At 70.1% G+C, this 18,503-nt stretch carries 17 protein-coding genes; 10 read left to right on the top strand and 7 right to left on the bottom strand.

Features of this window, described 5'->3' with window-relative positions; all coding sequences use genetic code 11:
* The first annotated feature begins 17 nt into the window (after positions 1-17).
* Positions 18-1,463 carry a glycoside hydrolase family 43 protein gene (locus tag ACIBK4_RS26510; RefSeq protein ID WP_398998187.1) on the top strand — a complete coding sequence of 482 codons (1,446 nt, stop codon included), beginning with the start codon at positions 18-20 and terminating at the stop codon, positions 1,461-1,463.
* Between the two features lie 107 nt (positions 1,464-1,570).
* Positions 1,571-2,614, top strand: a complete 1,044-nt coding sequence (locus ACIBK4_RS26505) for an endo-1,4-beta-xylanase (protein WP_398998185.1) — start codon at positions 1,571-1,573, stop codon at positions 2,612-2,614.
* 132 nt (positions 2,615-2,746) lie between these two features.
* On the opposite strand, the gene ACIBK4_RS26500 is transcribed toward ACIBK4_RS26505, so the two are convergent.
* Both ACIBK4_RS26500 and ACIBK4_RS26495 read right to left on the bottom strand, forming a co-directional pair.
* The gene (locus tag ACIBK4_RS26500; protein WP_033283380.1) at positions 2,747-2,938 is read right to left on the bottom strand and encodes a DUF5999 family protein; all 192 of its coding nucleotides are present in this window, start codon (positions 2,936-2,938) and stop codon (positions 2,747-2,749) included.
* A gap of 283 nt (positions 2,939-3,221) precedes the next feature.
* Positions 3,222-3,806: a hypothetical protein gene (locus ACIBK4_RS26495; protein ID WP_398998183.1), complete on the bottom strand. Its 585-nt coding sequence runs from the start codon at positions 3,804-3,806 to the stop codon at positions 3,222-3,224.
* 530 nt (positions 3,807-4,336) lie between these two features.
* Here ACIBK4_RS26495 and ACIBK4_RS26490 point away from each other — a divergent pair.
* The gene (locus ACIBK4_RS26490) at positions 4,337-5,857 is read left to right on the top strand and encodes a glutamate-cysteine ligase family protein (protein WP_398998181.1); all 1,521 of its coding nucleotides are present in this window, start codon (positions 4,337-4,339) and stop codon (positions 5,855-5,857) included.
* 51 nt (positions 5,858-5,908) lie between these two features.
* Here the strand turns inward: ACIBK4_RS26490 and ACIBK4_RS26485 are convergent, their stop codons facing one another.
* Positions 5,909-7,696: a substrate-binding and VWA domain-containing protein gene (locus tag ACIBK4_RS26485; protein WP_398998179.1), complete on the bottom strand. Its 1,788-nt coding sequence runs from the start codon at positions 7,694-7,696 to the stop codon at positions 5,909-5,911.
* 187 nt (positions 7,697-7,883) lie between these two features.
* On the opposite strand from ACIBK4_RS26485, the gene ACIBK4_RS26480 reads away from it, so the two are divergent.
* Entirely contained in the window at positions 7,884-8,684 is an 801-nt protein-coding gene (locus ACIBK4_RS26480; protein WP_019059387.1) for a CPBP family intramembrane glutamic endopeptidase, read from the top strand.
* Between the two features lie 28 nt (positions 8,685-8,712).
* Here the strand turns inward: ACIBK4_RS26480 and ACIBK4_RS26475 are convergent, their stop codons facing one another.
* The gene (locus ACIBK4_RS26475) at positions 8,713-9,531 is read right to left on the bottom strand and encodes a PhzF family phenazine biosynthesis protein (protein WP_398998176.1); all 819 of its coding nucleotides are present in this window, start codon (positions 9,529-9,531) and stop codon (positions 8,713-8,715) included.
* Positions 9,532-9,743: 212 nt separating this feature from the next.
* Here ACIBK4_RS26475 and ACIBK4_RS26470 point away from each other — a divergent pair, with 212 nt between their 5' ends.
* Entirely contained in the window at positions 9,744-11,714 is a 1,971-nt protein-coding gene (locus ACIBK4_RS26470) for a potassium transporter Kup (RefSeq protein ID WP_398998174.1), read from the top strand.
* A gap of 67 nt (positions 11,715-11,781) precedes the next feature.
* A complete protein-coding gene (locus ACIBK4_RS26465; RefSeq protein ID WP_398998172.1) occupies positions 11,782-12,243 on the top strand; it encodes a PaaI family thioesterase in 462 nt (153 codons plus the stop codon).
* An 8-nt stretch (positions 12,244-12,251) separates the two neighbouring features.
* Here the strand turns inward: ACIBK4_RS26465 and ACIBK4_RS26460 are convergent, their stop codons facing one another.
* Both ACIBK4_RS26460 and ACIBK4_RS26455 read right to left on the bottom strand, forming a co-directional pair.
* Positions 12,252-12,926, bottom strand: a complete 675-nt coding sequence (locus tag ACIBK4_RS26460) for a methyltransferase domain-containing protein (RefSeq protein ID WP_398998293.1) — start codon at positions 12,924-12,926, stop codon at positions 12,252-12,254.
* A gap of 167 nt (positions 12,927-13,093) precedes the next feature.
* A complete protein-coding gene (locus tag ACIBK4_RS26455; protein WP_398998170.1) occupies positions 13,094-13,984 on the bottom strand; it encodes a helix-turn-helix transcriptional regulator in 891 nt (296 codons plus the stop codon).
* A 222-nt stretch (positions 13,985-14,206) separates the two neighbouring features.
* On the opposite strand from ACIBK4_RS26455, the gene ACIBK4_RS26450 reads away from it, so the two are divergent.
* The 3 genes from ACIBK4_RS26450 to ACIBK4_RS26440 are packed head-to-tail and all read left to right on the top strand — an operon-like array spanning position 14,207 to position 17,151.
* Positions 14,207-15,184 (top strand): aldo/keto reductase, encoded by a 978-nt coding sequence (locus ACIBK4_RS26450; RefSeq protein WP_398998168.1) that lies wholly within the window; start codon positions 14,207-14,209, stop codon positions 15,182-15,184.
* A gap of 48 nt (positions 15,185-15,232) precedes the next feature.
* Positions 15,233-16,261 carry a zinc-binding dehydrogenase gene (locus ACIBK4_RS26445; RefSeq protein WP_398998165.1) on the top strand — a complete coding sequence of 343 codons (1,029 nt, stop codon included), beginning with the start codon at positions 15,233-15,235 and terminating at the stop codon, positions 16,259-16,261.
* Between the two features lie 38 nt (positions 16,262-16,299).
* Positions 16,300-17,151: an aldo/keto reductase gene (locus ACIBK4_RS26440; RefSeq protein WP_398998163.1), complete on the top strand. Its 852-nt coding sequence runs from the start codon at positions 16,300-16,302 to the stop codon at positions 17,149-17,151.
* A 161-nt stretch (positions 17,152-17,312) separates the two neighbouring features.
* On the opposite strand, the gene ACIBK4_RS26435 is transcribed toward ACIBK4_RS26440, so the two are convergent.
* On the bottom strand, positions 17,313-17,801 hold the full coding sequence (locus ACIBK4_RS26435; RefSeq protein ID WP_398998161.1) for a MarR family winged helix-turn-helix transcriptional regulator: 489 nt from the start codon (positions 17,799-17,801) through the stop codon (positions 17,313-17,315).
* Between the two features lie 64 nt (positions 17,802-17,865).
* On the opposite strand from ACIBK4_RS26435, the gene ACIBK4_RS26430 reads away from it, so the two are divergent.
* Positions 17,866-18,246, top strand: coding sequence for a 4-oxalocrotonate tautomerase family protein (locus ACIBK4_RS26430; RefSeq protein WP_398998159.1), 381 nt, complete (start codon positions 17,866-17,868; stop codon positions 18,244-18,246).
* The last annotated feature ends 257 nt before the right edge of the window (positions 18,247-18,503 follow it).

The raw sequence follows: 18,503 nt of genomic DNA, 5'->3' as shown, positions 1-18,503 counted from the left end.
ACGGAGGGCAGACACGGATGCGGACCTACGACAACCCGGTCATCGGCGGCTTCCACCCCGATCCCAGCGTGTGCCGGGTCGGCGAGGACTACTACCTCGCGTGCTCCAGCTTCGAGTACTTCCCGGGTGTCCCGATCTTCCACAGCCGGGACCTGGTGCACTGGCGTCAGATCGGCAACGTCCTCGACCGGCCGAGCCAGTTGGACCTCCCGGACGACACCCCCGCCTCGGCCGGCATCTACGCCCCGACCCTCCGCCACCACGACGGCCGCTTCCACCTGATCACCACGGAGGTCGGCGGCAAGGGCAACTTCCTCGTCACCGCCGACCGCCCCGAGGGCCCCTGGTCGGACCCGGTACTCGTCGACGTGCCCGGCATCGACCCCGACCTGGCCTGGGACGAGGACGGCAATTGCTGGTGCGCGGTCGCCGGGGTGAAAGTGGCCCGCATCGAACCCACCACCGGCAAGGTCCTGGAGGGCCCGCTCCCGATCTGGTCCGGCACCGGACTCCAGCACCCGGAGGCCCCGCACCTCTACCGCGTCGGCGACTGGTGGTACCTGCTGCTCGCCGAGGGCGGCACGGCACACGGCCACAGCGTCTCGATCGCCCGCGCCCGCTCCCCGCGCGGCCCCTGGGAACCGGCCCCCGCCAACCCGATCCTCACCCACCGCAGCACCGACCTCCCCATCCAGAGCACCGGCCACGCCGACCTGGTCACCGCCCCCGACGGCACCTGGTGGATGGTGCTGCTCGGCACCCGCCCCCGGGGCTGGTTCCCCGGCTTCCACGTCCTGGGCCGCGAGACCTTCCTGACCCCGGTGGAGTGGGTGGACGGCTGGCCCCGAGTCGGCCCGGTACAGGAACAGCACCCGGCACCGGCCGCCTGGCACCCCCTCGAACTCCCGCCGGTACGCGACGACTTCGACGCCCCGACCCTCGCCTTCTCCTGGATCTCTCCGCGCAGCCGACCGGACGACACCTGGTCCCTGACCCGCCGCCCGGGTTGGCTGACCCTGGACGCGACGTCCGGCCCGGTCCTCATCGGCCGCCGCCAACAGCACCTCGACTGCCGAGCGTCGGTCCGGATCGACCCCGGCTCCGGCCGCGCGGGCCTCTCCGTCCGCATCGACGAGGCCCATCGCTACGACATCGAGGTCGCCGGGGGAGCGGCGACCGTGTTCGCCCGGATCGGTCCCGTACGGCAACGGATCGCCGACCAGGCGTTGGAGCCGGGACCGGTCACCCTGACCGTCGCCATCACCGCGACCGGCGCCGCCACGCGCGGCCCCGACACCCTGACGTTCTCGGTGGAGGGACCCGAAGGGGCCGTAGAACTGGCCGAGTTGGACGGAAGGTACCTCTCCACGCAGGTCGCCGGGGGCTTCACCGGGCGCGTGATCGGCATGTACGCCACCGAGGGCGAGGCGGCCTTCGACTGGTTCGACTACCAGCCGCGGTAACACCTCTTCCTGGATCGACTCTTTCTGGATCGGTTCCGAAAGTTTCGAACCTCCACCAGTACGGGCGCGACCTCACACACCGCTCACCCATGGACAGGAGTCGCACCATGCCCAGAAACAGACTGAGACTCGCGGGCGCCCTCGTCGCCGTCCTGATCGCTGCGGGTATCGCCACCGGCACGCCGGCCCAGGCGCACGAGAAACAACCGACCCTCGCCCAACTCGCCGAGCGCCACGGGCGTTACTTCGGCAGTGCCACCGACAACCCCGAGCTGACCGACACCGCGTACACGAAGATCCTCGGCAGCGAGTTCGACATGATCACCCCGGGCAACGGCATGAAGTGGTACGCCACCGAGCCCCAACAGGGCGTCTTCGACTGGACGAACGGCGATCAGATCGTCAACCTCGCCCGGGCGAACCATCAGCGGGTCCGCGCCCACACCCTGGTCTGGCACAGCCAGTTGCCCGACTGGCTCACGTCCCGCACCTGGACGGCGGACGAGTTGAGGGCCGTACTCAAGAAGCACATCACCACCGAAGTGCGGCACTACCGCGGCAAGGTCTACTCCTGGGACGTCGTCAACGAGGCCTTCAACGAGGACGGCACCTACCGCGACACGATCTGGTACCGGACGCTCGGCCCCGGCTACATCGCCGACGCGCTGCGCTGGGCCCACCAGGCCGACCCGCGGGCGAAGTTGTACCTCAACGACTACAACATCGAGGCGACCGGCCCGAAGAGCGACGCCTACTACGCTCTCGCCCAGGAGCTGAAGGCCCGGCACGTGCCGCTGGACGGCATCGGGTTCCAGGCGCACCTGGCGCTCCAGTACGGCTATCCGGCGACCCTGGAGGACAATCTCCGCCGGTTCTCCCGGCTGGGGCTCGACACGGCGCTCACCGAGGTCGACGTACGGATGCAACTCCCGGCGACCGACGCCAAGGTGGCCGAGCAGGCGACCTGGTACCGGGACCTGACGGGGGCGTGCCTCGCGGTGCGCGGGTGTGTGGGGGTGACCGTCTGGGATTACACGGACAAGTATTCGTGGATTCCGGCGGTCTTCCCGGGGGAGGGGGCGGCACTTCCCTGGGACGAGCAATTGAATGCGAAACCGGCTTATTACGCGCTCCGTGAGGCGCTGGGATAACAGCCGACTACGGGGAGTGAACAACTCCGGATATGCGTCGGGGCCGGTGCGCACCGAGTATGTGCGGCCGGCCCCTCATGTTCTTGCGGTACACAGCGACGGGCGGTGCGGCGGAACCGCCCGCGATGGTGTTCAGGCGGCTGTCACCACCTGGCGGTGCGGGGCGATGATCTGGCCGTCGGGCAGGAGCTCACCGGTGTCCTCGAACAGGAGAACGCCGTTGCACAGCAGGCTCCAGCCCTGTTCCGGGTGGTGCGCCATGAGGCGGGCGGACTCCCGGTCGGCGGATTCGGCTGTGGGACACGGTGGCTGGTGCTTGCACATGGGTGGGATCTCTCGCTCTGTTGTGGTCATGTCCGTCCCCCGTGGTGTTGAGTCGGTCCGAACCCAGTGTTGCCCCATGGACGTCAATCCGCAGGGATTTAGCAGCACCGCTTCTCACAGGTTGAAGACGCATCACCCGCGCGGACGGTTCATCCCAATTCCCGGCTCGTACGAGCTATTTCGTGCTCGGACGAGCGTTACGAGCGTGAAAGGGCCGGAAACGCGATCGTACCCCGCTGCCGGGAATTCGGCGGCGGGGTACGGGGGTGACGGCGGGGGAAAGTCAGGCGGGCGAACCGAGCAGTGGAGCGGGAGTCACCCGATGGGTCAGCATCGGCAGCAACTCGGCCACCCGGTGCGGCCGATGGGCCGCGATGCCGGGCGGTGCCGGGGCCAGCGGGACCAGCAGATCGGTCGCGGCGGGGTGGCCGCCGGCGCCGTCCGCGGTGAGGTCGCCGTGCAGCCAGAGCGTGAGCATGTAGAGGCCGGGCACGGAGAGGAGGCGCGGCTGGTGGGCGCCCTTCATGTTCTCGGCCTGGCGCAGCGCCCGCTCGGTGGAGGCGATGTAGGGGCCCTCGAAGAAGTGCGAGAACGCCCAGCCGTCGGGGGTCAGCATGGTCTCGGCCGCGGCGACCGCGCGGTCCCCGCAGCGGATCAGGAAACGCCACCCGGCCAGCCGGGTGACGGCCGTCCCGTCCGCGGACACGCGGTCCAACACATGCAGGGGCAGCGGGAGTTCGGGTGTTGCCGGTCCCTGGGCCGCACGCAGCGACGGGGTCTTGGCCTCGCGGACTGCGGTGGGGGAACCGAGTGCCGTGAGAACGGAGCGCAGGGCGGGCGCGGGAGCCGGGGGGACATGCAGCGGCATGGTGGGTCGCCTCTCATTCGACAGGCACTGGTGGCGCGAGGGCGGGGCGGGGGCGGACGGCGCTGTCAGCTCTCGGGGTCAGGGAGGCCGGGGCGGGTTCTGTGAACATGGGTGCGGCCTGCCGCACGTCACCTCGACGGCAGGTTCCAGGACCGGGGCGCCAACCTTCTGCCTTGTTCGCGGAGTTTATACGACACGGGTTGGGACGATGTTTCGTCTAACCGTTTCCCGTATGAACAACAAGGACCTATTAGGCCAGCGATTCACGGGAATCATCCCGGTTCCGAACGGGCCCTGCGGCGATGACCTCGGGATATGTCACCGATGGGGTCGGCCAATTCTCGTCGGCGTTTTTCACGAGGTTCTCATTGCGCGGGAACTGCTCGCTGCTGCATGCCTCGTGAATGTGCCGCGGGTCACGTTCGACCAGAGTAGCGGGCGCCGGGCCGGTCCGGGGACGTTATCGATCGCCAGGTCTGGGCATCATCCTTCCTGACCCGGGGACGAGTGGGACGAGGAGGTGACGCATCGTGGGGGAGAAGGTCGTTTCGGGAGGATCGTTCGAGCTCGCCGACCGTCAGCGCTACCGCGCCAAGCTGCGGCGCTGTCTGACGGGGCTGGAGCGGCTGCTGGCCGAGAAGCGGTTCGACCGACCCAGGAACCTCATGGGGCTGGAGATCGAACTGAACCTCGTCGGCTCCGACGGCATGCCGAAAATGCTGAATGGCGAGGTGCTGGAACGCATCGCGAGCCGAGATTTCCAAACAGAACTCGCCATGTTCAATCTGGAAGTCAACATTGCCCCACACCGATTGGAGGGCCGGGTATTCGACCGGCTCGCCGAGGAGATCCGTACGTCACTGGCATATGCCCACCGGAAAGCGGGCGAGGTCGACGCCGGAATACTGATGATCGGCATTCTGCCGACGCTGGACCGGGACGACCTGGTCTCCTCGAACCTCTCCGCGGTCGACCGGTACACCCTGCTCAACGATCAGATCGTGGCCGCCCGCGGCGAGGATTTCGTCCTCGACATCGACGGCGTCGAGCACCTCACCTGCACCTCCGGCTCCATCGCGCCCGAGGCCGCCTGCACCTCCGTGCAGTTGCACCTCCAGGTCACCCCGGACCGCTTCGCGGACGTGTGGAACGCGGCTCAGGCCGTCGCCGCCGCACAGGTCGCCGTGGGCGCCAACTCGCCCTTCCTGTTCGGCCGCGAGCTGTGGCACGAGTCCCGGCCCCCGCTCTTCCAGCAGGCCACCGACACCCGCCCGCCCGAACTCCAGGCCCAGGGCGTCCGCCCCCGCACCTGGTTCGGCGAACGCTGGGTCACCTCCGCGTACGACCTCTTCGAGGAGAACCTGCGGTACTTCCCGCCCCTGCTCCCGATCCACGACGACGAGGAACCGCTCGACGTCCTCGACACGGGCGGCATCCCCACCCTCGCCGAACTCGTCCTGCACAACGGCACGGTGTACCGCTGGAACCGCCCGGTCTACGGCATCGCCGACGGCGTCCCGCACCTGCGCGTCGAGAACCGCGTCCTGCCCGCGGGCCCCACGGTCACCGACGTCATCGCCAACACCGCGTTCTACTACGGCGTCGTGCGCGCCCTCGCCGAGGAGTCGCGCCCGGTGTGGACCCGGCTGCCCTTCGAGGCGGCCGCCGCCAACTTCGACACCGCGTGCCGCCACGGCATCGACGCCCGCCTGCTCTGGCCCCGGCGCGGACGCCTCGGCGGCACCACCGAGATCGACGCGGTGACCCTCGTACGCGACGAACTGCTGCCGCTCGCGGAGGCCGGCCTGGACGCGTGGGGGGTCGAACCGGCCGACCGGGACCTGTACTTGGGGGTCATCGACGAGCGCTGCCGCCGCCGGGCGAACGGTGCGACCTGGCAGTCCGCCACGTTCCACCGCGCACTGGAACAGGGGCTGAGCAGGGAAGCGGCGCTGGCCGCGACCACCCGGCGCTACAGCGAGTTGATGCACCTCGGGGAGCCGGTCCACACGTGGCCGGTGGGGTTGCCGGAGCCGGTGCCGCTGGGGTGAACTGCGCCTGATTCAGCGGGCGTTGGCCAGGGTGGCTCAACTCCGGCTGTTTCAGCCCGCGTTGGCCGATGCCCCCTTCGCGCCCGCCGCCACGATGGCCTGGAGGATCACCGACTGGATCTGGGCCGGGTTGCTCACCTCGTGGCCCGAGCCGCCGGTCGCCTCGGCGATCTGCCGGGCCTCCTCCTTGTCGGCGTCCGGGCCCACGGCGATCATGATGAGCGGCACCGGCCGTTCAGGGCTGGCGAGTTGCTGCAACTGCCTGATGAGCGCGGAGCGCGAGATGCTGCCGGGGTCCTGGTTGACCCCGTCGGTCAGAATCACCAGCGCGTTGAACTTCCCCGTCGCATAGGAGGAGGTGGCCGCCTTGTACGCGGCGAGGGTGGTGTCGTAGAGCCCGGTCGCCCCGTTCGGCACCGGCTTCAGCGAGCCGAACGCCGCTGACAGGGCGTCCCGTTGGGTGCCGTCGCCTTTGCGGTCGCCGAGGCGTTCGGTCGGGACCAGGACGCGGTAGTCCTTGTCGCCGTCGAGCTTCGTCGAGAACTCCCACAGCCCGATCTCGTCCTCGGGCGTGAACGTGGCCAGCGCCTGCAGCAGCGAGCCCTTCGTGACGTCCATCCGCGACTGCCCGGTCCCCGGCACCGTCTCCGCCATCGAGCCGGACGCGTCGACGACCGTGGTGATCCGGGCACTCTGCACCGTGATCGTCCAAGTCCCCAGGGCCTCTTGGAGCGCCGTGTCGGAGGCGGGCTCGGGCGCCGCCACGGCGTACGGCTGCGGACTGCTGCCACCGGCCTTCGCGACCACGGCCTTCGGCGCCGCGTCGTCATCCGTCCGGAAGCCGTACTTCTCCATCAGCTTCTGCTGCGCCGGCTGGCTCAGATAGGTCATGAACCGGATCGCTGCCCGGCTCTGGTCCGTGGTCAGCCGCTCCTGGTCGACCAGGTTGTACGGGTAGTCGAGCCGCGGGGAGCCGTCCTTCGGATAGAACAGGTCGAGCTTCCCGTCCCCGGCGGCCGACGCGTTGTACGCGAACGCCGACTGCTCGCTGAGGACCAGCGCCTGGTTGCGCTTCGGATTGCCCTGCTCGGTGCCGGACGAGTTGCGCGGGAGCGTGTCCAGGACCTGGCTGTCGGTGTCCGAGGTCCGCTGCGACAAGGTCTTCATCATCGCCGCCGCCTGCGTGGCCCCGCCCTTGACCTTGGCGGCGGCTGTACTCAACTGCGTGAGCGCCAACAGTCCCGTCGCGCTGCGCGCCGGGTCGGCCGCGCCCAGCCGCAGCGAGTCGTCCGTGAGGGTGGCACCGGCCAGGTCCAGCCAGCCGTACGTCTTCTGCGGCCACCCCAGCGACTTCGCGGCGGCCGGCACCATCGCCACCCCGACCGGCGTGGAGGCCACGTTGCCCGCGGGCGTCACCTCCGTCGCCGCGCTGTCGGCGGCCGACGAGACCTCGCTCACCCACAGCTCCGAGTCGGGCACCCACACCTGGACGTCCGGGTGCTTGCCCGCCTTGAGCGTGTCCGCGAACTTGTACGACTCCTGGGCGGTCACCGAGATGTTCAGACACCGCCCGTCGGACGTGATGCCGTCGTCGCGCGCCTGTCCGGCCGCCGCGCGCAGGGCGGGGGTCATGTCGGGGGAGGCGGCGAGTTTCAGCCGTACGGCGTCCTTGCGGCAGGAGGAACCGAAGGAGAGCAGCCCGCTCTGCACCGCCACGGCGGTACCGCCGGCGACGGTCAACACGAGGACAGTCGCGATGGCGACCGTACGACGGCGCGCGCGAGGACGGGGGTCGCTGCCGCCCGCCCCGTACTGATCGGGCAAGCTGTGACGTCCCATGACGGTGGTGCCCCTCCCTGTTGAACCACGTGCCGGCAAGCGGCCGTATGGCAGACATGGGGGAGGTACGACCCCGAACCGCGTCCGTCCCCCCAACGGCCTGTCGCGCACGATCTTCGTAAGTTCTTTCGAGACCCTAGCGGGGCGAAGATGGGCATGAGGCGGGATTTCCGAACTGAAGGCAGGTGTGCAGGTGGAGGCAGGGCAGGTGGCCGAAACTTTTCCGCTGGAGCGGCCCACACGGCGGATTCTCCGGTCCGAGGCACTGCTCGTTCTGGGGCTTTCGCTCGGTGCGAGTGGTGTGTCCGCCCTGATCAGTTTTGTCGGATCGGTCACGAAACCCGGAGGCCTCAAGGACCAGGCGGCCACCCTCAACGCCTCGGCCGCGCCGGGCCGTCCCTGGCTGGATCTCGCCTGGCAACTGTTCGGGATCGCGTCCGCGCTCGTCCCCGTCGCCCTCGTCGCGCACTTCCTCCTGCGGGAGGGCGAGAGCCTGCGCACGATCGGCTTCGACCGCACCCGGCCCTGGCCCGACCTGGGCCGCGGGGCTGCGATCGCGGCGGTCATCGGCAGCACCGGCATCGCTTTCTACCTGTCCGCCCGCGGCCTCGGCTTCAACCTCACGGTGGTGCCGGAGGCGCTGCCCGACGTCTGGTGGAAGTACCCGGTCCTGATCCTCTCCGCGATGCAGAACGCGATCCTCGAAGAAGTGATCGTCGTCGGCTATCTCCTGCGCAGGCTCGGCCAGTTGGGCTGGACGCCGGGCACCGCGCTGGTGGCCAGTTCCGTACTGCGCGGTAGCTACCACCTCTACCAGGGCATCGGCGGCTTCGTCGGCAACATGGTGATGGGCGTGGTCTTCGTTTACCTGTACCGGCGTTGGGGCCGCGTGGGTCCCCTGGTGGTGGCGCATTCCCTGCTCGACATCGGGGCGTTCGTCGGCTACGCGCTCCTCGCGGGGAAGGTCGGCTGGCTGCCCACGGCGTAACACCCGTGCGGGGCACGCCACTTGAGGCTCAGGCGAGCAGCTCGCCGTCGATGACGGTCACCGCGCGACCGGTCAACAGGGTGCGGTCCCCGCGCAGTTCGGTCCGGACGCGCCCGGAGCGCGAGGAGGCCTGCAGCCCGGTGAGGACCGTGTTCCCGAGCCGCTCCGACCAGTAGGGAGCCAGCGCCGTGTGCGCGCTGCCGGTGACCGGGTCCTCGTCGATCCCGACGTTCGGGAAGAAGCACCGGGACACGAAGTCGTAGCCCCGGGTGGGGTCTTGGGCCCGGGCGGTGGCGATGATGCCGCGCGTGGAGTGGGCCCCGAGCGCCCTGTGGTCCGGGGCGAGTCCTACGACGGTCTTCTCGTCGGCGAGTTCGACGAGGAGGTCGCCGATGTTCGGGCCGGTGTCGAACGCGGCGAGCGGCTCGGCACCCAGCGCCTCGGCTACACCGTCCGGGATCTCGACGGCGGTCAGCGGGGCGGTCGGGAAGTCGAGCGTGATCGACCCGTCGTCGGCCGGCGTGGCACTGAGCACCCCGCTTCGCGTCGCGAACCGCACGGTCCCCTCGTGGGCGCCGGTGGTGTGCAGCACATGGGCCGTGGCGAGGGTCGCGTGCCCGCACATCGCGACCTCGGTCGTCGGCGTGAACCACCGCAACGCCCAGTCGGCGTCCCCGCCTTGGGGCAGCCGGTGCGCGAACGCCGTCTCGGCGTGATTCACCTCCATCGCGACCTGCTGAAGCCAGTCGTCCGCCGGGAAGGCGTCGAGGGTGTCGAGAAGCAGCACCCCGGCAGGGTTGCCGGCGAAGGGCCGGTCGGTGAAGGCGTCGACGATACGAATCCGCATACCCCGACGCTAGCCGCGCCGCGGCCTCCCGGCCCAAGGCCAATTCACGGTCACTGGACCGACTCGCGTACGGCGGGTGAAGTGCGGCGACACGGCGACCCGGTTCGAGGTGAAGCGGCGCACACCTACCGGCGATCGCCCCGGCGCATCGGTAATGTCCGCCCCGACGCACCGGGCCCGCGGCACCGCGGTCCACGAGAAGGAGGAACACCATGGCCGACCGTGGGCACACGGCGGAGGCGGACGAGGCGTCCGCGTCGGGACCGCCCGAAGCGCGACACGGGGGCGCGCGGGACGCCGTACGGCTCGCGGTCGTGATCGGTGCGCTCGGCGTGGTCTTCGGCGACATCGGGACCAGCCCGATCTACACCCTGCAGACCGTGTTCAGCCCGAGCGACCCGCACCCGGTCCCGGTCAGCACGCAGAACGTGTACGGCGTGGTGTCGCTGGTGTTCTGGTCGGTGATGGTCATCGTCACGGTCACGTACGTCCTGCTGGCGATGCGCGCCGACAACGAGGGCGAGGGCGGCATCATGGCGCTCATCACCCTGCTACGGCGCTGGAGTTCACAGCGGGGCGGGCGAACTGCCGTCATTCTGGCGGGACTCGGCATCTTCGGCGCGTCGCTGTTCTTCGGAGACAGCATGATCACCCCGGCGATTTCGGTCCTGTCGGCGGTCGAGGGACTCAAGGTCGTCGAACCGTCGCTGGACAGCGCGGTGGTGCCGATCACCGCCGTGATCATCGTGGTGCTGTTCCTGGTGCAGCGCCGGGGAACGGCCGCGGTGGGCCGGGTGTTCGGGCCGGTGATGATCGCCTGGTTCACGGCGATCGGCGCGTGCGGAGTCGTCGGCATCACCGAACACCCCAACATCCTCCGGGCGTTGTGGCCGAGCTACGCGCTGAGCTTCCTGTTCGGCCACTTCGGTACGGCGTTCTTCGCGCTCGCGGCGGTGGTCCTCGCGGTGACCGGCGCGGAGGCGCTCTACGCGGACATGGGGCACTTCGGCCGCCGTGCCATCACGCGCGGCTGGCTGTTCCTCGTCTTCCCCGCCTGCGTCCTGAGCTACCTCGGCCAGGGCGCGCTGATCCTCGCCGACCCGGCCAACATCAGCAGCCCGTTCTTCCTGCTCGTGCCGCACTGGGGACGGTGGCCGATGGTCCTGCTGGCCACGGCGGCCACCGTGATCGCCTCCCAGGCGGTGATCACCGGCGCGTACTCGGTCGCGTCCCAGGCGGCTCAGCTCGGCTACCTCCCGCGCCTGCGGATCGCCCACACCTCCGAGTCCACGATCGGCCAGATCTATGTCCCTTGGATCAACTGGCTGTTGATGGTCTCCGTCCTCACCCTGGTCTTCGCCTTCCGCAGCTCCGCGGCGCTGGCCTTCGCGTTCGGCATGGCGGTCACCGGCACGATCACCATCACCACCCTGCTGTTCTTCTACGTCGCCCGGGCGAAATGGCACACACCCGTGTGGCTGATCGCGACCGGCGCGACCCTGTTGCTCACCGTCGACCTGCTGTTCGTGGCGGCCAACCTGACCAAGCTCGTCCACGGCGCGTGGCTGCCGCTGCTGATCGGCCTCACCGCGTTCACCGTCATGACGACCTGGCAGCGCGGCCGTGAGGTCGTCACCGCCGAACGCGCCGACCACGAGGGCTCGTTGCGCGAGTTCGTCGACCAACTCCGCAGCGGGGAACGGCCGGTGATCGAGGTCCCCGGCACCGCGGTCTTCCTCAACCGGGGCAAGCAGACAGCCCCCTTGGCCATGCGCGCCAACGTGGAACGCAACCACGTACGGCACGAACAGGTCGTGATCCTCTCCATCGAGACCGAGCCCGTGCCCCGCGTCCCGGCCGACCAGCGGATCGTCGTCGACGGCCTCGGCTACGCGGACGACGGGATCATCCACGTCACCGCCCGCTTCGGCTACATGGAGACAGCGGACGTCCCCGCCACGCTCGCGATGCTCACCCCCGAACAGACCGAGGGCCCGCTCCACCTCGACCAGGCGTCCTACTTCCTCTCGACGATCGAGCTACGGCGAGGACCGGCCCCGACGATGGCCCCCTGGCGCAAACGCCTGTTCATCGCCACCTCGCACATCACCGCCGACGCCGCCGAACACTTCGGCCTGCCCCGCGACCGCACGGTCATCATGGGCTGGCACATCGAGGTGTAACCGCGGCTTCCCCGCACGGTCGCGGCGAACCCGCTCCGGCGCCGCGACCGCGTGCGAGGCTCCGCCCATGGACGTGACGGAACTGGCCCGCACCCTGCTGGAGCCCATCCCGGCCCATCGCACCGCCGGCATCCAGGTGTTGCGGGCCGCCGACGGCGAGGCCGAGATCACCGCGGAGGTCCCGGAGTCGCTGACGAACGTCATCGGTTCCCTCCACTCCAGCGGTCTCGTCGCCCTGCTCGACGCGGCGGGCCTGGGCGCGATCATCGCGGCGAGCGAGACCCGGGGGGACTTCGACGGGATCGTGCCGCTCGGCGCCTCCGCGTCCCTGGAGTTCCTCGCTCCGGCCCGCGGCCACCTGCGCGCCGTCTGCCACCTCGACACCGAGGCCCGCGACGCGCTACGGCCCCTGCTGTCGGGCGCGACCGACCGGGCCCGCTTCTCCACCCACGCCGAGATCACCGACGCGACGGGCACCACGGTGTGCCGGGGCGGCTTCGACTGGAGCGTCAGGCGCCGCCGGGCGTGACGAGCGGGCTACGACGCCGCAGGCCGGTCCGGGTCCGGTTTCCGCGCCAGGAAGGTGGCGTAGGTCCGTTGCGAGCCTTCGGCGGGCTCCTGGATCAGCCGGGCGGTGAGCGTGAACCCGGCCCGGGTCAGCAGTCCGGCGATCCGGTCCGGTGGGATCAGATGGGACTCGTAGGACACGGGATGACCGCCGTACGCCTGTGTCGGGCGCCGGAGTTGATCGTCCCCGACATGGCCGGCCAGCATCAGCCGGCCGCCGGGCGCGAGCGTGCGGTGGAACTCGGCGAAGACCAGGGGCAGTTGGTCGGGCGGCGTGTGGTGCGTGGAGTAGTAGGCGAGGACGCCGCCCAACTCGCCGTCCCCGACCGGCGGTTGGGTCATCGAGCCCACGGTGAAGGTCAGGTCCGGGTAGGCGCGGCGGGCCAGTTCGACCATCCGCGGGGAGATGTCGATACCGAAGACCTCCACCCCGAGCCCCGCCAGATACGCCGTGACCTTCCCGGGCCCGCACCCCATGTCCGCCACCGGCCCGCCCCCGCCCACGTCCTCGGCGAACGCGCCCAGCATCGCGCGTGACAACGGGTCCAACTCGCCCGGCTCCTTGACCAGTTGGACGTAGTCGGCGGCGACGGTGTCGTACGACTCCCGGATCGCGGCGAGGTAGGAGTGCGGGGGCTCGGTCACGCCGGTGACTCTAGGGGAGGTGTCGCACAGCTTCACGTCGGGGCGTGGCCACCAGGGCACGTGCTCGCCGGGCCCGTCGAGCTTCCGGAGCAGCGCCTCGCGTATGCCGCGGAGGTCGCCGTGCAGGTACTCCTTCGCGACATCATCGATCACGGGGCAGGGGCCTGTCATGCGCCGTCGGCGCGCTCGACCTGCGGCCACCGCCGCGCGGTCATGTCGAGCAGGAGCAGGGCGTCGTGGTCGGGGCTGCCGGGTTCGGCGGTGTAGACGCCGATGCGCTGGCCGGGGGTGCCTTCGATGTGCAGCGACTGCGAGGTGAGGGTGACCGTTCCGACTTGTGGGTGCTGGAAGGTCTTGTGGGCGGGCTTGCGCCCGGTCACTTCGTAGCGTTCCCACAGGCCCGCGAAGTCGGGGCTCTTGAGGAGGAGTTCGCCGACGAGGTTGGTGAGGTCGGGGGCGTCGGGAGCGGTGCCGGCGATGGCGCGCAGGCGGGCGACGCATGCGGTGATCTGCCGTTCCCAGTCGGTGAAGAGGTCGCGGGCCGCGGGGTGCAGGAAGATATAGCGGGCGAGGTTGCGCTGTTTGACCGGCCAGTCGTCGAGGCCCGCGTACAGGGCGAGGCCGCCGGGGTTCCAGGCGAGCACGTCCATGCTGCGGCTGATGACGTAGGCCGGGTTCGGCCGCAGCGACTCCAGGAGCAGCTTGAGGTGGGGGCGCACGGTGCGGCTGGGCGCGGGCGGGGGGCCGGAGACGTAACGGGCGGCGCGGGCGGCGAGTTCGCGCAGGTGCTGGTGTTCCTGGTCGTCCATGTGCAGGGCGCGGGCGAGGGAGTCGAGGACGGCGGGGCTGGGGCGGGTCTCCTTGCCGCGTTCCAGCCGTACGTAGTAGTCGATGCTGATGCCGGCGAGGGTGGCCAGTTCCTCGCGGCGCAGGCCGGGGGTGCGGCGGGTGCCGGCGCCGACGGTGAGGCCGACCTGTTCGGGGCGGGTCTGGGTGCGGCGGGCGCGCAGGTAGCGGCCCAGCTCGGCGCCCTCGCTGTGCGCGCTCTGGGATGCCATGGCTCCAGTCTCACCCGACGGGCACCCGCTCCGCAGACGGGAGGGGGGCTCTGTCATTACCCCTGAAGAGCTCGCCCTGCCACACCGGAGCACTCCGGGCGAAGGTTGACGAGGAAAAGACGCCGGCCCCCTCACCACCGTCGTCCAGGCTCCGACCGGCACGACCTGCCGGGCCGGGCGAGAGTGAGGGGACGGGCAACACCACCGACCTGAGAAGGCGAGATGCGGTACATCAAGTTGCGTGACCTGGAGGTTTCCCGGATCGGGCTGGGTGCGATGGGCATGTCCCACGGCTATACCGGCTCGGGCACCGACGACGCGGAGTCGATCAGGACCGTGCACCGGGCGCTGGAGCTGGGCGTCACGCTCATCGACACCGCCGAGATCTACGGCCCCTACACCAACGAGGAGCTGCTCGGGCGGGCACTGAAGGGCCACCGGGACAAGGTGGTGCTGGCCACCAAGTTCGGCCTGGTCTCGCACGCCGGTGAGGGCGCGTGGAACCTGGACTCCGGCCCGGCCAACATCCGCACGGCGGTCGAGGGCTCCCTCAAGCGGCTGGGCACCGACCACATCGACCTGTACTACCAGCACCGCGTCGATCCGAACACCCCGATCGAGGAGACCGCCGGCGCCGTGGGCGAGCTGATCGCCGAGGGCAAGGTGCGTGCCTTCGGCCTCTCGGAGGCCGGCCCGGACACGATCCGCCGCGCCCACGCCGTGCAGCCGGTGACCGCGGTGCAGTCGGAGTACTCGCTGTGGACCCGTGGCGTCGAGGAGCGCGTCCTGCCCGTCCTGCGCGAGCTGAACATCGGGCTGGTGCCGTTCTCCCCGCTCGGCCGCGGCTTCCTGACCGGCACCGTCCGCTCCACCGACCAGTTCGACGAGGGCGACTTCCGCCGCGACAACCCCCGTTTCACCGGCGAGAACTTCCGGCGCAACCTGGCGCTCGCCGACGAGGTCAAGGCCCTGGCCGCCGAGGTCGGCGCCACGCCCGCGCAGGTCGCGCTGGCCTGGCTGCTCGCCCAGGGCGACGACATCGCCCCGATCCCCGGCACCAAGCGCGTCGGCCGGGTCGAGGAGAACACCGCCGCCGACGCGGTCACCCTGACCGCCGAGCAGCTCCACAAGCTCAGCAGCCTGCCGCCCGCCGCCGGCGACACCCACACCGAGGCCCAGGCGCGGATGCTCGAACGCTGATCACCCGTACCACCCTCGGCACACCCCCTGTTTGGAGCAGCACTCCTCATGCGTGCAGCAGTGATGTACGGAGCCGGCGACGTCCGCGTCGAGAACCGGCCCGACCCGAAGATCGTCCGTCCGACCGACGCCGTGGTGCGCACGCTGGCCGCGTGCGTGTGCGGCAGCGATCTCTGGCCCTACGCCTCCATGCCCGCCACCGGCACCGGCCGCCCCATGGGCCACGAGTTCCTCGGCGTCGTGGAGGAGACCGGCGCCGACGTCACCGGGCTGACGCCGGGTGACGTCGTCGTAGCCCCGTTCACCTACAGCGACAACACCTGCGACTACTGCGCCAAGGGCCTGCACATCTCCTGCCGCAACGGCGGCCGCTACGGCTTCCACGGCGTCGACGGCGGCCAGGGCGAAGCCGTCCGCGTCCCCTGCGCCACCGGCACTCTGGTCAAGCTGCCGGTGGCCGCCGACTCCGCGCTGCTGCCGTCCCTGTTGGCGCTCTCCGACGTGATGACCACCGGCCACCACGGGGCCGTCACCGCCGGCGTCACCCACGGGGACGCGGTGCTGGTCGTCGGGGACGGCGCGGTCGGCCTGTGCGCGGTGATCGCCGCCAAGCGGCTCGGCGCCGAACGGATCGTGCTCGCCGGCCGCCACGACGCGCGCACCGACCTGGGCCGCGCCTTCGGCGCCACCGACGTCGTCGCCGAACGCGGCGACGAAGGCATCGCCCGCATCCGCGAGCTGACCGGCGGCGTCGACAAGGTCATTGAGGCCGTCGGCACCCGCCAGGCCCTCGACACCGCGCTCGGCGCGGTCCTGGACGGCGGCACCATCAGCCGCCTGGGCGTCCCCCAGTACGAGCAGGGACCGCTCGGCCCGGCCGGGTTCATGCGCAACCTCACCCTGACCGGCGGCGCCAGTCCGGCCCGCGCCTACATCCCGGAACTGCTGCCCGACGTCCTGGACGGCACCATCACCCCCGGCCGCGTCTTCGACCGGACCTTCCCCCTCGACCGCACACCGGACGCCTACCGGGCCATGGCCGACCGCCAGGTCCTCAAGGCCCTCATCCGCCCCTGACCAGGCGCTCCCACCGCACAGTGAAGGACATCCCGCTCATGCAGACCGTCACCCTCAACAACGGCGTCGAGATGCCGCTCCTCGGGTTCGGCGTCTATCAGATCCCCGCCGAGGACACCGAACGCGCCGTCTCCGACGCGCTCGCCGCCGGCTACCGCCTGTTGGACACCGCCGCCGCCTACGGCAACGAAGAAGCCGTAGGCCGTGCCATCAAGTCCAGCGGCATCGCCCGCGAGGACCTGTTCGTCACCACCAAGCTGTGGGTCCAGGACGCCCCCGCCGAGGACAACACCCGCCGCGCCTTCGAGACGTCGTTGACCAAGCTGGGCCTGGACCATCTCGACCTGTACCTGATGCACCAGCCCTTCGGCGACGTCTACGGACAGTGGCGAGCCATGGAGGCGCTCAACCGCGAGGGCGTGGCCAGGGCGGTCGGGGTCGCCAACTTCTATCCCGACCGGCTGATCGACCTGATCGTCAACAACGAGATCACCCCGCAGGTCAACCAGATCGAGACGCATCCCTTCTTCCAGCGCGCCGACTACCAGGACCTCATGCGCGAGCACGGGGTGCGGATCCAGTCGTGGGGCGGCTTCGCCGAGGGCAGGAACGACCTGTTCACCAACCCGTTGCTCACCGGGATCGGCGAGGAGTACGGCAAGTCCGTCGCCCAGGTCGTACTGCGCTGGCTCACCCAGCGCGGCGTCGTCGTCATCCCCAAGTCCGTGCGCGCCGAGCGCATGGCGGAGAACTTCGACGTCTTCGACTTCCGGCTCACCGACGAGCAGATGGCCCGGATCGCCACGCTCGACACGGGCAGCTCCCTGTTCTTCGACCACCACGACCCCGAGATCGTCACCTGGCTCGCCAAGCGCCGCTTGGACGGCTGACCCGCGCACGCTGCCTCGATCGGATGCCAGCTGCCTCGATCGGATGTCACAGGACAGCCGTCCTGTCTCAACGAAGTTAGTCGTCCACCCTTGCGCTGACCTGCGTGGACTGGAGTGGGTGGGACGCGGAGACTTGGTTCGTCGAGGCAAACCTCGGCCCGCTAACGCAACTGCGTGTTCCGATGCTGGTCGCCCGCCTGCTCCAAGGCGGCCTCGTAGGCGTGCAGGGCGGTGATGACTGTGGCGCGTTCCGCGGGGTCGAGACCGCGCATGACGCGTTCCCAGGCAGAGGCGCTGCCAGAGAGCCATTCGCCGATCGGCGCGGCGTAGGCGGGGGCGATGGCGATGATGCGGCGGCGGCGGTCGGCGGGATCGGCAGTGCGTTGCAGGACGCCCGGCCGTGACAGCTCGCTGACCATGAGGCTGACGGTCGTCGGGGCCACCTCCAGCCGAGCGGCCAGCTCGTTGATGCTGGTGGGGCCGTCGTACTCCAGGTGGGCCAGCAGCGCGAGGTGTCGCGGTGCCAGGTCCAGCCCCTGGAGCGCTGGAGGTATGGGCAGACGCTTGGCGCGGCCCACGAGCCGTGGCATGAGCAACAGCAGGGTGCGGACGGCCTCATTGACGGCTGGACCGTCCGATTCCGTGGACATCAGCGACCTCTTCCAGATACCTTTAAGAGCAAAGGCTTTGGATTCAAAGGGAACGAGGTCCACTATGCCGCATCTGACCGTCCACCTTCCAGAGAACAGGCTGACCGGGAACGAACCCACGCTTGTCGCCGCACTGACCGACGCTGTCGTCGACGTCTATGGCGAATGGGCCCGCGACCTCGTCAGCGTCCGCCTGGCCGGAGTCCCCGCAGGCCGTTTCGCGCAGGGTGGCAAGGCCGTGGACACAAACGCCTCGGTGATCTTGGGCGTCCGCGCTGGCGTCTTCGACCGCCCCGACGCCGCCCAGGTCACCGCGCGCCTCGGCGCCGCGCTCACCGACGCGATCACGCGCGTCGTCGGCGATGACCTCCGCGCCGGCACCATGGTCGAACTCGTGGCGTCACCGCCGGAACGTACCTTCGTCGGCGGCGCCCTCACCGTGTGACCCCGCATCTGGGCCACCTCACGACCCGACTGTACTCAGGCTCGGCAGCGGTAGTAGGGGGGAACGGACTCCACCGTGATTCCGGGTCGGCTTCACCGGGCCCCATCCAGCACCCCGAGCACACTCAACCGCGCGACTGGGTTCGCTGAGACAGAAGCCCGAACGACTCGGTTCGTTGAGAAACGACTCGATTGAGTGGGACGGGACAGACAGTCATCTCGAAGGGGGCTTGCCAGCCGAACAGTTCCGATATATCG

The sequence above is a fragment of the Streptomyces sp. NPDC050528 genome, from assembly GCF_044457795.1.
Lineage (GTDB): Bacteria > Actinomycetota > Actinomycetes > Streptomycetales > Streptomycetaceae > Streptomyces.
This window is presented reverse-complemented; position numbering and strand designations above follow the sequence as displayed.